Below are 13,363 nucleotides of genomic sequence, written 5' to 3' on the forward strand. Positions count from 1 at the left end.
CGTTATGGGAGTGCGACCGACGGACCGCCGCCTGGCCCCCGCGGACGAGGTCGTCATGGGCGTCGAGGAGGAGTTCCACCTCGTCGACCTGGAGACCCGCTCGGCGGTGCCGCGCGTGCCCGAGCTGCTCGACGAGCTGCAGGCCCTCGACGGCGACGCGTTCGCCGCCGAGCTGAAGCCCTCGATCATCGAGACCAACTCCCAGCCGACCGCGGACCTCGCCGACCTGCGCACCGACCTCGTGCGGCTGCGCGGGATGCTCGCCCACATCGCCGACTCGCGGGGGCTGGGCGTCGTCGGCGCGGGCAGCGTGCCGCTGATCGACGGCTCCGCGGAGGGCATCACCCCGTCGCCGCGCTACGAGCGGATGCGCGACGAGTACCAGATGCTGGCGTTCGAGCAGCAGATCTGCGGCACCCAGGTGCACGTCGACGTCCCCGACCGCGACGCGGCGATCGCGGCCATGCAGCACAGCGCGCCGTGGCTGCCGGTGCTGCTCGCGCTGTCGGCCAGCTCGCCGTTCTGGAAGAACCAGGACACCGGCTACGCCAGCTGCCGCACGCTGGCGTGGCACCGCTGGCCCACCGCCGGTCCCCCGGCGCCCCTGCGCGACGCCGCCGAGTACGACGCGCTCATCGCCGACCTCGTCGCCTCGGGGACGATGTCCGACCCCGGCATGGTCTATTTCGACATGCGTCCCTCGGCGCACCAGGACACCGTCGAGCTGCGGATCTGCGACGCCAGCCCGAGCGTCGACGGGGTCGTGCTCATCGCGGGCCTGGCGCGGGCGCTCGTGCGCCATGGCGTGCGCGCGCACCTCGAGGGCCGTCCCGCCCCGCAGCACCGCCCCGAGCTGCTCCGCGCGGCCAGCTGGCGCGCCGCGCGCTCGGGCCTCGAGGGCGACCTGGTCGACGTGCGCGGCCGCGAGCTCGTGCCGCCGTCGCGGGCGGTGCGCCTGCTGCTCGAGCACCTCGACGACGACCTCGCCGAGGCCGGCGACCGCGACGTCGTCCACGAGCTGGCCGTGGAGGCCCTGGCCCGCGGCAGCTCGGCGGCCCGCCAGCGCCAGCGCGCCAACCTCAGCGGCAGCATCGAGGCCGTCGTCGACATGCTCGTCGCCGAGACGCGCGGCGCCCCGGACTCCCCGGTCGACGCGCCCGTCTCGGAGACCGTCGCGCCGGTCCTGCTCGCCGACTACGCCCCGGCCGCCTACGACGAGGCCGTCGCCGAGGACGGCACGGTGCGCCCGGCGTACTCCTGGCTCGTCGCGACGCTGGAGCGGATCGGGCCGTCGGGCCTGCTCGTGCACGAGAAGAGCCGCGACGCCGAGCAGCGGGCCCGCGGCATGCTCTTCCCGCAGGCCGAGGACGAGGAGCGGCTGTTCCCCCTCGACCTCGTTCCGCGCCTCATCACCCCGGGCGAGTGGGAGACGCTGACCGCGGGCCTGGTGCAGCGCGCCCGCACCTGCGAGGCGCTGCTGCAGGACCTGCACGGAGAGCGCGCCTGCCTGCACGACGGCGTCCTGCCCGAGGCGGCCCTGCGCTGGCTGCCCCAGGCCCACGAAGCCGCGATGAACCTGCACCCCGGCGCCGTGCGCGCGCTGGTCCAGGGGCTCGACCTCGTGTGCGACGGCGAGGGCGAGTGGAAGCTGCTCGAGGACAACCTGCGCATCCCGTCGGGCATCGGCTACGCGCTGGCCGACCGCCGGGTGGTGCGCAGCGTGCTGCCCGAGCTGCAGGCGCCCCACGGCGTGCTCGACGCCGACGACGGCCCGGCGATGCTGCGCGAGGCGCTGATGGCGAGCGCCCCGCCCGCCGCGGGCAGCGACCCGATCCTCGCCGTCGTCACCGAGGGCCCCACCGACTCGGCGCACTTCGAGCACCGCATGCTCGCCGAGGAGATGGGCGTGCCGCTGCTCATGCCGAGCGAGCTCCGCGCCGCCGCCGGCATGATCACCATCGCCGAGAGCGGGCGGCCCGTCGACGTGCTCTACCGGCGCATCGACGAGGAGGTGCTGTTCGACGCGCTCGACGCCGAGGGCGTCCGGCTCGGCGACCCGATCCGGGAGGCCGTGCGCACCGGCCGGCTCGCCCTGGCCAACGCGCCGGGCAACGGGCTGGTCGACGACAAGGGCGTCTACCCCTTCATCTCCGCGCTCACCGAGTACTACTTCGGCGAGAAGGCCACGCTCGCGGCCGTCCCGACGTGGTCGTGCGCCGACCCCGACCAGCGCGCGTACGTCCTCGACCACCTCGACCAGCTGGTGCTCAAGCCCGTCGACGGCTTCGGCGGCGAGGGCATCGTCATCGGCCCCCACGCCGGCGCCGAGGAGCTGGAGCACGCGGCCGCCGCGGTCCGCGAGCACCCGGCGGGCTTCGTCGCCCAGGAGACCATCCGGATCTCCACCCACCCGACGTTCACCGGCGCGGCCCTCGAGCCGCGCGTGGTGGACCTGCGGGCCTTCGTCGTCCTCAGCCCGACCCCGACCGTGCTGCCCACCCCGCTCACGCGGGTCGCGCCCGCGGACTCCCTCGTGGTCAACTCGTCGCGCGGCGGGGGCTCGAAGGACACCTGGATCCTGCGCTGAACGCGCGAACCCCCGATCGACCACGACCGAGGAGGCCACCCGTGTGCGGCATCGCCGGTGAGTTCCGCTTCGACGGCCGCGCCGCCGAGGCGGCGACTGTGCTCGACATGGCGCGGGTGCTCGAGCCCCGCGGCCCCGACGGCTGGGGCATCGTCGGCCACGGCCCGCTGGCGCTCGCCCACCAGCGCCTGAAGATCATCGACCTGTCGGAGACCGGCGCGCAGCCGATGGTCGACTCCGACCTGGGGCTCACCGCGGTCTTCAACGGGATCATCTACAACTACCAGGACCTCCGCGAGGAACTGCACGCGCAGGGCTACCGGTTCTTCTCCACCTCGGACACCGAGGTGCTGCTCAAGGCCTTCCACCGCTGGGGCAAGGCCTGCGTCGAGCACTTCAAGGGCATGTTCGCGTTCGCGGTGGCCGATCGGCGCACCGGCGAGCTCGTCCTGGGCCGCGACCGCCTCGCCATCAAGCCGCTCTACGTCGCGCAGGTGCCCGGCGCGGTCCGGTTCGCGTCGTCGCTGCCGGCGCTGCTCGCCGGCGGCGGCCTCAACACCGACGTCGACCGCGTGGCCCTGCACCACTACATGAGCTTCCACTCGGTGGTCCCCTCGCCGCGCACGATCCTGCAGGGCGTCCGCAAGCTGCCCCCGGCCACGATCCGCACGATCTCCCCCGACGGCGGCACCGACGACTGGACCTACTGGGAGCCCGCGTTCGTCCGCCACGACGAGCGGTCGGCCGAGGAGTGGGCCGAGACCGCGCTGGCCTCCCTGCGCACCGCCGTCGAGCGGCGCATGGTCGCCGACGTCCCGGTCGGCGTGCTGCTCTCCGGCGGCATCGACTCGTCGATCGTCGTGGCGCTGCTCGCCGAGATGGGCCAGAAGGACCTCAAGACCTTCTCGATCGGCTTCGAGTCCGAGGCCGGCGAGGCCGGCGACGAGTTCGACTACTCCGACCTCGTCGCGAAGACCTACGGCACCGACCACGTCAAGTTCACCGTGCCCAAGCACGAGACCGACGACGCGCTCGCGGGCGCGGTCGCGGCGATGGCCGAGCCGATGGTCAGCCACGACGTCGTCGCGTTCTACCTGCTGTCGCGCGAGGTCTCGAAGTCGATCAAGGTCGTGCAGTCGGGCCAGGGCGCCGACGAGATCCTCGGCGGCTACGACTGGTACCCGCCGCTGGCCAACGTCCCGCGCCACGGCGCCGTCGACGCCTACCAGAAGTCGTTCTTCGACCGCCCGCACGAGGGCGTGGCCGAGCTGCTCACCCCCGAGGCCCTCGTCGACACCGACGTCAGCCGCGAGTTCGTCGCGGCGCACTTCGCCCGCGAGGGGGCCGACTCCGCGGTGGACGCGGCGCTGCGCCTGGACACCACGATCATGCTGGTCGACGACCCCGTGAAGCGCGTCGACAACATGACGATGGCCTGGGGGCTCGAGGCGCGCGTGCCGTTCCTCGACCACGAGTTCGTCGAGACGATGGGCGCCTGCCCGCCGGAGTTCAAGCTCGCCGACGGCGGCAAGGGTGTGCTCAAGGCCGCGGCGCGCGGCGTGCTCCCCGACGAGATCATCGACCGCAAGAAGGGCTACTTCCCGGTGCCGGCGATCCGCCAGCTCTCGGGACCGGTGCTCGAGCGCGTGCGCGGGGCGCTCACCGACCCGGCGGCCCGCTCGCGGGGCCTGTTCCGCGCCGACGCGATCGAGAAGATGCTCGACGACCCGAACTCCGGCCGGACCAACCTCGGGGCCAACGCGCTCTGGCAGGTCGCGCTGCTCGAGATGTGGCTGCAGGCACACGGGATCACCTGACGTACGTTCCCGGGGTACTGGTGAGGCGTCGCCCGGACCCGAGGAGGCCGCCCCGGTGGACGAGTGGATCAGCGCCACCCGCTGCTGGTCGCCCAGCCCGTCCCCGGACGGGACCGCGATCGCGTTCGTGTGGGACGGCGACGGTCACCCGCAGGTCCGCCTGCACCGCCGGGCCACCGGCGAGGAGTGGTCGATCGACACGGGCGAGGACCTCGTCGCGTCCGTGCGCTGGTCGCCGGACGGGGCGTGGCTCGCGGTCGAGACCGCGCCCGACGGCGGCGAGCGCACCAACGTCTCGATCATCCGTCCCGACGGCACCGACCTGCGGCCCGTGCGCGGGGTGGGCGACGCCGACCGCGGGGCGGTGACGCTCGACCGCTTCACCCACACCGGCTCGGTCCTCGCGATCACCGAGTCCGACTACGACACCACGACGGCCTGGCTGGTCGACGCCGAGACCTCGCAGCGCCAGCGGGTCGGGTCCGGCCACGCCCTGAAGATCCTCGACGTCAGCCGCGACCGCCGCCGGGTGCTGCTGCGTCGCGGCCGGCGCGGGTCGCGGCACGTGGGCATCGTCGACCTCGACGGCACCGAGGGCTGGCACGAGATCGACTCCTCGCGCGGGCCCGGTGGCCCGCCGGGCGCGGTCGAGCACTCGGTGGCGATCACCCGCGACTCCAGCGTCGTCGCCGGCCGGTTCTGCCCCGACGGCACCCGCATGCTGCTGCTCACCGACGGCGGGCGTGAGCGGGCGGCCCTGGTGCGGGTCGAGGTCGCCACCGACGCCAGCCCCATGACGCCCGAGGTGCTCGCCGAGCGCGAGGACGCCGAGCTCGAGGCGTTCGCGCTGACCGAGGACGCCGAGCTGGCCGCGCTGGTGTGGAACGTCGCCGGGCGCAGCGAGGTCGACCTGCTCGACGTGGGCAGCGGGAAGCGCACGCCCTACACCCCGCCCGGCGACGTCGTCACCGGTGCGGTCTTCAGCCACGACGGCGACTCGCTGGTGATGGGCATCCAGTCGCCCGAGGTGCCCGCCGCCGTGTGGTGCCACGAGCTGTCGTCGGACACCACGGCGCTGATCTGCCCGCAGGAGGAGCCGCGCTGGTCGCCGGGGCAGCTCGTGCACCCGACGCTCGAGGTCGTCACCACGCCCGACGGCCTGCGCCTGCCCGGGTGGCTCTACCGCCCGCGGGGCCAGGCGGGGCCCCGGCCGACGGTGATCTACCTGCACGGCGGCCCCGAGGCCCAGGAGCGGCCCGTCTTCACCCCGCTCTACCAGCACCTGCTCGCCCGTGGGGTCGCCGTGTACGCGGCCAACGTCCGCGGCTCGTCGGGGTCCGGGCGCTCGTTCGTCAACGCCGACAACGGCGCTGGGCGCTTCGCGGCGATCCGCGACGTCGCCACGTGTGTCGAGCACCTGGTGGAGAGCGGGATCGCCGACCCGGACCGCGTGGGCGTCATGGGCCGGTCCTACGGCGGCTACCTGACGCTCGCGGCGCTGGTGAACCACCCCGAGCTCTTCGCCGCCGGCATCGACGTCTGCGGCATGGCCGACTTCGAGACGTTCTTCGCCCGCACCGAGCCGTGGATCGCCGACGCCGCCGTCGGCGAGTACGGGCACCCCATCCACGACCGCAACCTGCTGCGCGAGCTCTCCCCCGTGCACCGCATGGAGCACCTGCGCGCGCCCCTGCTCGTGATCCACGGCAAGTACGACACCAACGTCCCGGTGCACGAGGCCGAGCTGGCGGTCCACGGCGCCAAGGCCGCGGGCGTACCGCTGAAGTACCTGCTCTTCGACGACGAGGGCCACGAGATCCAGCGCACCGAGAACCGCGTGCGCTTCATCCACGAGTGCGTCGACTGGCTCTGCAGCCACTTCGCGCTGGACTGACTGCCGCTGACCCTGGGCTGTTCGAGTGGCACATCGCCGGGATCGTCCCGATTCCTGTCACTCTCGGTGAGACATCACCGGAGGTGCCCATGGGCCCGATCGACGACCACCACGCGGCGCTCGGCGGTGACGGGGGCGTGCTGGGTGCCCCGACGGGCCCGGAGCTGAGCGCCCCGGACGGCATCGGGCGGTTCCGGCACTACCTGTTCGGCTCCGTCTACTGGTCCCCCGCCACCGGGGCGCACGAGGTCCACGGCGCGATCTTCGCCGCCTGGGCCGGCATGGGTTGGGAACGCAGCCCGCTCGGCTATCCCCTCACCGACGAGACGGCCACCCCGGACGGCATCGGGCGCTTCAACCTCTTCCAGAACGGCGCGATCTACTGGACGCCGGGGACGGGGGCGTTCGAGGTCCGTGGCGCGATCCACGTGCTGTGGGCGCAGCTCGGCTCGGAGCGCAGCGCCCTGGGCTATCCGCTGAGCAACGAGGAGACGACCCCGGACCGGCACAGCCAGCACACGCGGTTCCAGGGCGGCGACATCTGGTGGGACGCCCACCGCGGGGCCTACGAGGTCCTCACCCGCCCGGCGTTCCCGCGCCCCGCTCCCGCGGTGGGCGGCGCCTGGTCGGTCGCTCCTTTCACCGCCGGGATCAGCGGCCTGCACGCGGCGCTGCTGCCCACCGGGGCGCGCGGCTCCGTCTGGTTCCTGAGCTACCTCGACGAGACGGGCCACGGACACCACGACCCCCAACCGGCCCACGACGGCGAGTCCCGGGTGCTCGACCTCGCCACCCGGACGGCGTCGACACCGGGCTACGAGGGCCCGCACCACCACCTGCCGAACCTCTTCTGCGGCGGCCACGCGTTCCTGCCCGACGGCCGCCTGCTCATGGTCGGCGGGGACCGGGAGGACCAGGACCGGCTGCGGATGCTGCACACGTTCACGCCCGGCGGCCCCGGCGGCGGGCTGTGGCGGGACGTCGATCGCATGGCCCAGGGCCGCTGGTACGCGTCCGCGGCGACCCTGCCCGACGGCCGGGTCCTGACCGTGGCCGGCGAGCGCCGGGTGTTCGATCCCGCCCAGGGCCCCAACCCCAACCTCAGCTACGAGGTCTTCGACCCGGACACGGACACGGTGGGCCCGGCCACGCCGGCGCCGCCGTTCGCGCAGTTCGGGGGCTTCGTCACCTACCCGTGGGTGTTCGTGCTCCCCGGCGACCGGGTGCTCGTGCACGGCGGCACGCACACCGTCTTCCTGGACCTCGACACGTTCGCCTTCGAGCCGGCCGCGCTGGACGCGGTCGACCGTCCCGGCCGGAACAGCCGGACCTACGGCGTCGAGGGCACGAGCGTCCTGCTGCCCCTGCTCCCCGACGCGAGCCCGCCGTACCGGCCGACGGTTCTGGCGCTCGGTGGCGGCGGCGCGGCGCCGGTGGGGATGCGGACGCCCGCCACCGCGAGCTGCGAGCTCCTCGACCTCGGCGCCACCACCCCCGCCTGGGAGCCGGCCGCCACGATGCACGCCGCACGGGTCATGCCCGACGCGGTCCTGCTCCCCGACCGCACGGTGTTGGTGATGTCGGGCAGCAGCCGCGGCTACGCCGACAACGGCGCGAACCCGGTGTGGGAGAGCGAGAGCTACGACCCGGACACCGGCACGTGGACGTCGATGGACCACACGACCGTGCCCCGGCTCTACCACGCGACGGCGCTCCTGCTCCCGGACGCGACGGTCATGACGTCGGGGACCGACGCCACCTGGAACCCCGAGGTCATCCCGGTCTCGGAGCTCCGCTTGGAGATCTTCCGGCCGCCCTACCTCTTCCGCGGCGACCGGCCGACGATCGTGTCCGCGCCCGACGCCGCCGACCACGGGAGCGTCATCACGGTCGGGACGCCCGACGCCGCGTCGATCACCACCGTGGCGCTGATGCGCAACGGCTCGTGCACCCACTCGTTCAACCCCGACCAGCGCCACGTCGGGCTGGAGATCACCGGGCGGACGCCCGACTCGCTGACCCTGCGCATGCCGCCGGACGGGGCCGTCGCCCCGCCCGGCTGGTACATGCTCTTCCTGCTCCGCGACGGGGTCCCGTCGGAGGCGGAGTTCGTCCGCGTCGGGTGACGGGTCACCCCGCCGCGATCTGCCCCACGGCGACGCAGGCCAGCCACGCCGGCCACGCCAGCGCCGTCCACACCACGCTCGGACGCCCCCGCACCGCGCGCACCAGCGCGGCGACGGCGAGCGCCAGCTCGAGCACGAAGCCCGCGGCGAGCAGCACGCGGACCCGCAGGACCGCCGCGGCGTCGCACGCGAACGCGCCCGGCGCGCACTCCTCGTTCGTCCACCCGGTGAACACCACGAGCACGTAGGTGACCGAGCCCGCCAGGAGGCCGAAGACCAGCAGCGACACCGCGGCGCTCACCGCCGCCCCCGTCGACGGCGGCCGCTCCGTGACCACGCCCGCTACAGCTGGATCGACTTGACCTCGAGGAACTCCTCGAGCCCGTAGCGCCCCAGCTCGCGGCCGGTGCCCGACTGCTTGTAGCCGCCGAACGGTGCGAGCGGGTTGAAGGCGCCGCCGTTGACGTCGACCTGCCCGGTGCGCATGCGCTTGGCCACCTCGACCCCGCGCTCCTGCGAGCCCGCGAACACCGCGCCGGCCAGGCCGTACACGGTCGCGTTCGCGATCTCGACGGCCTCGTCCTCGTCGGCGTAGGGCATCACCGACAGCACCGGGCCGAAGATCTCCTCCTGGGCGATGGTCATGTCGGGGCGGACGCCGGAGAAGATCGTCGGGCGGACGTAGGCGCCGCGCTCCAGGCCCTCGGGGCGGCCGGGCCCGCCGGCGGCGAGCTCGGCGCCCTCCTCGACGCCGCGGGTGATGTAGCCCTCGACGCGCTCGCGCTGGCGATCCGACGACATCGGCCCGACGCGCGTGGACTCGTCCGTGGGGTCGCCGACGGTGTACTTGGCCGACTGCTCGACCGCCATCTCGACGACCTGGTCGTGCAGCGACTTGGGCACGAGCAGGCGGGTCCACGCGGTGCAGGTCTGCCCGCCGTTGATGAAGCAGTTGCCGAGGCCCAGCTTGACGGCCTGGGTGAGGTCGGCGTCGTCGAGGACGATGTTCGCGGACTTGCCGCCGAGTTCCAGGGCCACGCGCTTGACGGTCGCGGCCGCGACCTCCTGCACGCGCCGGCCGGCGGGCACCGAGCCGGTGAACGACACCATGTCCACGCCGGGGTGCTTCGCGATGGCCTCGCCGGCGTCGGGACCGGTGCCGTGCACGACGTTGAAGACGCCGGCGGGCAGGCCGGCCGCGGCGGTGATCTCGGCGAGGATGCCGGCGGTCAGCGGCGCGACCTCGCTGGGCTTGAGCACGATCGTGCAGCCCGCGACCAGGGCCGGCGCGACCTTGGCCACCACCTGGTGCAGCGGGTAGTTCCACGGCGTCACGGCGCCGACGACGCCGATCGGCTCGCGGACGACGAGGGAGTTGCCGATCTCCTCGGTCCACGGGAACGACTCGGCCAGACCGGCGACGCCCTTCGACGTCGCCATCGGCATGCCGACCTGGACGGAGTTGGCGAACTTCGTCGGCGAGCCCATCTCCGCGGTGATCGACGCCGCGATCTCGGCGCTGCGGGCCTTGATGCCCTCGCGGATCGCGGTGACCATCGCGACCCGGTCGGCCAGCGACGTGGCCGCCCAGCGCGGGAACGCGTGGCGCGCAGCCAGCACGGCCGCGTCGACCTCGGCGGAGCCGCCGGCCGGGACCTCGGCGATGGTCTCCTCCGTGGCCGGGTTGACCACCGCGATCGCCCCGGACCCCTGCTGCCAGGCCCCGTCGATCCAGTGCCGCGAGAGCGCTTCCGTACTGGTCGTCATCGACTGCCTCCGATCGTCGGGCCTTCGCCCCCACCCTGCCCGACGCGCCGCGCGACCACCTCGCCGGTGATCGCCGATCCGAGGACCTCCGCCGCGCTCGGCGCCCGGCGGGTCCTCGGAACGGCAATCAGGCCGCCGCTCCGAGGCGCGCGATTGTCCGGCGCAACTCGTCGACGAGCCGCTCGGGCGCCTCCACCAGGTCGTGCCACGTCACCTCGACCACGACCCACCCGTCCGCGACCAAGGCCCGCTTGCGAGCCCGACCGTCGACGAAACGGTCTGAACCGCCCCGGCGTGTCCGGAGAGCTATGGGATTGAGTGCTCGGGCTCGGGTTGGGCGTGGTGTTGACGGTAGTGGGCGTGCTCGAGCTCGACGGGTGGGATGTCGCCGGCGGTGCTGTGTAGTCGGCGGTGGTTGAACCAGTCGACGTACTCGAGGGTGGCGATCTCGACTTGCTCGACGGTGCGCCAGGGCGCCCGCGGCTTGATCAGCTCGGTCTTGAACAGTCCGATGGTGGACTCGGCCAGCGCGTTGTCGTAGGCGTCGCCGACCGAGCCGACCGAGGGTGCGGCACCGGCCTCGGCGAGGCGTTCGGTGAAGGCGATCGAGGTGTACTGGGAGCCGGCGTCGGAGTGGTGCACCAGGCCTCCGAGCTCGGTGATGCCTTCCTGCCGGCGGGTCCAGACGGCTTGCTCGAGGGCGTCGAGCACGAGGCTGGTGCGCATCGTGGTGGCGGCGCGCCAGCCGAGGATGCGCCGGGAGTAGGCGTCGAGGACGAAGGCGACGTAGACCATCCCGGACCAGGTCGGGACGTAGGTGAAGTCCGCGACCCACAACCGGTCCGGTGCGGCCGGGTTGAAGCGCCGGCCCACCAGGTCGCGGGCTCGGGCTTGATCGCCGGGGATGGTGGTGCGGATCCGGCGGCCGCGGCGGACTCCGGCCAGGCCCTGGGCGCGCATCAGCCGCTCCACGGTGCAGCGGGCGACCGGGATGTCCTCGCGGTTGAGCTGGGCCCAGACCTTGCGGGCGCCATAGACGCCGTAGTTCTCGGCGTGCACCCGGGCCACCTCGACGCTCAGCTGCTCGTCGCGACATGCCTGGGCGGTGGGCTCGGCCGCAAGAGCCTTGCGGGCCTCGTAGTAGGTGGACGGGGCGATGGACACACCGAGCTCGCCGAGCACGGTGCAGATCGACTCGACGCCCCACCGCCGGCCCGCACTGCTGCGGGCGGCGTGCTCGTCAATGAACTTCACGAGCGTCGCGGTGGCCGGTCGATCTCGGCCGCGAAGAAAGCCGAGGCCGCCTTCAGGATGTCGTTGGCCCGCTTGAGCTCGGCGTTCTCCCGGCGCAGCCGCTTGAGCTCGTCAGACTCCTCGCTCGTCGCGCCTGGGCGCACACCACCGTCGATCTCAGCCTGACGGACCCACTTGCGCACCGTCTCCCCGGTGCCCACCCCGAGCTTCTCGGCGACCGCGTTCATCGCCGCCCACGGCGACTCGTAGTCCGCCCGAACCTCGGCGACCATGCGCACCGCCCGCTCCCGCAACTCCGGCGGATAGGGCGGCTGGGACCGACGTGTCATGACCAGATCTCCTCAGACGATCAGGTCTCCGGACACGCCGGGGCGGTTCAGTCGACGTCCTCGTGGTGGGCCCACCCGTCCACCTCGACGGCGAGCCGGACGTCGGCGAACGCGACGTCGATCAGGGCCCGGCGGCCGTCGGGGAGGCGGACCTCGTGGTTCACCGACCACCCGGCGATGCTTGCCGCGCGCAGGAGCGCGAGCATTCGGCGCTCCGCCTCCGAAGCCGCCCGGTCCGACGCCCGCGCGAGCAGACGCCCGGCGGCCCGGGAGCCGCGCCGGCCCAGGTGCCGCGACTGCGCGGCGCGCAGCGCATCCAGGTCGACGTGCTGTTGCAGGGCCCGGTCGAGGAACCGCGTGCCGCCGGGGCCGAGGGCGACCGCGGCGTCGAGGACCGTCAGCGGCGTCGTGGTCACCCACAGCTCCCGGTGGCGCGTCCGGTCGATCCGCACCTCGCGCTGCACGACACGGATGCCGCGCGGGGCCCGGCGCGCGCTGCCCGGCGGGAGCGCAACGGTGATCGGGAGGGGATCGGCGACCCCGAGGCCCAGCCACCACGCGGCAGTGACGGCGAGGAGCGTGCCCTGCTCGCCGGCCCACGCCGCGGCGGTGCGCACGCGGGCGGCGAGGGTGTAGGCCCAGGCGATGTCGAGGAAGGTGCGCGGCGCCCGCCGGACCCAGCGGCCCGTGGTGAGACGCCACGCGATGGCGTCGTCGGTCAGCCCACAGGTGAGCGCCTGCTCCCGGCTGACGACGCCGTCGTGCGTCGCGAGGAACTGTTCGATGTCCACACCGATTTCGACGCACACCCGCGCCGTTCGGCTCCCTCGACGTCCGTGGTCGTCGATCCGAGGACCCCCGCCGCGCAGAGCGCCCGGCAGGTCCTCGGACCGATGATCAGGCCAGCCGCGTCAGTCGAACTTGAGCTCCGTGTCCCGCGTGCGCTTGAGCTCGTAGAAGTACTCGTAGCCCGCGAGCAGCTTCGCGCCGTCGAAGATCTGGCCGGCCTGCTCGCCCTTGGGGATGCGGGTCGTCACCGGGCCGAAGTACGCCGAGCCCTCGACGTGGATCACCGGGGTGCCGACGTCCATGCCCACCGGGTCCATGCCCGCGTGGTGGCTCTCCTTCAGCGTGTCGTCGTACTCGTCGCTGTGCGCCGCCTGCGCCAGCGACTGGTCCAGGCCGACCTCGTCGAGCGCCTTGGCGATGACGTCGTCGAAGTCCTTGTTGCCGTTGTTGTGGATCTCGGTGCCCATCGCGGTGTAGAGCGGGGCGAGGATCTCGTCGCCCTTCTCCTGCGCCGCGGCGATGCAGACGCGGACCGGGCCCCACGCCTTCTTCATCATCTCGGCGTACTCCTCGGGCAGGTCACGGCCCTCGTTGAGCACGGCGAGGCTCATGACGTGCCAGTGGGTCTCGACGTCGCGGACCTGCTCCACCTCGAGCATCCAGCGCGAGGTGATCCAGGCGAACGGGCACAGCGGGTCGAACCAGAAGTCGACGCGGGTCTTGTCTGCCATGGCGGTCGGGTTCCCCTCTCGGAAGGTCTCACCCGGGCAACCCCCGCGATGGTCCGTGGTGTTCCCGAC

9 protein-coding genes are annotated in these 13,363 nt (G+C 73.3%); 4 read left to right on the top strand and 5 right to left on the bottom strand.

Going from position 1 to position 13,363, the window contains the following annotated elements; all coding sequences use genetic code 11:
• The first annotated feature begins 4 nt into the window (after positions 1–4).
• From ACQPX6_RS21825 to ACQPX6_RS21840, 4 genes are all read left to right on the top strand, one after another.
• The gene (locus ACQPX6_RS21825) at positions 5–2,587 is read left to right on the top strand and encodes a glutamate--cysteine ligase (protein WP_433782513.1); all 2,583 of its coding nucleotides are present in this window, start codon (positions 5–7) and stop codon (positions 2,585–2,587) included.
• Positions 2,588–2,628: 41 nt separating this feature from the next.
• Positions 2,629–4,404, top strand: coding sequence for an N-acetylglutaminylglutamine amidotransferase (locus ACQPX6_RS21830; RefSeq protein ID WP_433782514.1), 1,776 nt, complete (start codon positions 2,629–2,631; stop codon positions 4,402–4,404).
• A 55-nt stretch (positions 4,405–4,459) separates the two neighbouring features.
• Entirely contained in the window at positions 4,460–6,298 is a 1,839-nt protein-coding gene (locus ACQPX6_RS21835) for a S9 family peptidase (RefSeq protein ID WP_433782515.1), read from the top strand.
• A gap of 89 nt (positions 6,299–6,387) precedes the next feature.
• The gene (locus ACQPX6_RS21840) at positions 6,388–8,424 is read left to right on the top strand and encodes a galactose oxidase-like domain-containing protein (RefSeq protein ID WP_433782516.1); all 2,037 of its coding nucleotides are present in this window, start codon (positions 6,388–6,390) and stop codon (positions 8,422–8,424) included.
• A 4-nt stretch (positions 8,425–8,428) separates the two neighbouring features.
• On the opposite strand, the gene ACQPX6_RS21845 is transcribed toward ACQPX6_RS21840, so the two are convergent.
• The 5 genes from ACQPX6_RS21845 to ACQPX6_RS21865 form a co-directional block, all read right to left on the bottom strand.
• The gene (locus ACQPX6_RS21845; protein ID WP_433782517.1) at positions 8,429–8,761 is read right to left on the bottom strand and encodes a hypothetical protein; all 333 of its coding nucleotides are present in this window, start codon (positions 8,759–8,761) and stop codon (positions 8,429–8,431) included.
• 5 nt (positions 8,762–8,766) lie between these two features.
• A complete protein-coding gene (locus tag ACQPX6_RS21850) occupies positions 8,767–10,191 on the bottom strand; it encodes an aldehyde dehydrogenase family protein (protein ID WP_433782518.1) in 1,425 nt (474 codons plus the stop codon).
• Positions 10,192–10,497: 306 nt separating this feature from the next.
• A protein-coding gene (locus ACQPX6_RS21855) for an IS3 family transposase (protein WP_433782182.1) occupies positions 10,498–11,774 on the bottom strand; the annotation gives its coding sequence in 2 pieces (ribosomal slippage) (positions 10,498–11,486 and positions 11,486–11,774; 1,278 coding nt in all).
• A 47-nt stretch (positions 11,775–11,821) separates the two neighbouring features.
• Entirely contained in the window at positions 11,822–12,565 is a 744-nt protein-coding gene (locus ACQPX6_RS21860) for a hypothetical protein (protein WP_433782519.1), read from the bottom strand.
• 120 nt (positions 12,566–12,685) lie between these two features.
• Positions 12,686–13,294: a mycothiol-dependent nitroreductase Rv2466c family protein gene (locus tag ACQPX6_RS21865; RefSeq protein WP_433782520.1), complete on the bottom strand. Its 609-nt coding sequence runs from the start codon at positions 13,292–13,294 to the stop codon at positions 12,686–12,688.
• Positions 13,295–13,363: the final 69 nt, after the last annotated feature.

Origin of the sequence: Actinomycetospora sp. CA-101289 (genome assembly GCF_050955895.1) — a bacterium.
Lineage (GTDB): Bacteria > Actinomycetota > Actinomycetes > Mycobacteriales > Pseudonocardiaceae > Actinomycetospora.

Bases quoted from the DNA above. Each gene is read 5' to 3' on its own strand.
- ACQPX6_RS21825 (WP_433782513.1), top strand. From the start codon at position 5: ATGGGAGTGCGACCGACGGACCGCCGCCTGGCCCCCGCGGACGAGGTC.
- ACQPX6_RS21840 (WP_433782516.1), top strand. From the start codon at position 6,388: ATGGGCCCGATCGACGACCACCACGCGGCGCTCGGCGGTGACGGGGGC.
- ACQPX6_RS21850 (WP_433782518.1), bottom strand. From the start codon at position 10,191: ATGACGACCAGTACGGAAGCGCTCTCGCGGCACTGGATCGACGGGGCC.
- ACQPX6_RS21865 (WP_433782520.1), bottom strand. From the start codon at position 13,294: ATGGCAGACAAGACCCGCGTCGACTTCTGGTTCGACCCGCTGTGCCCG.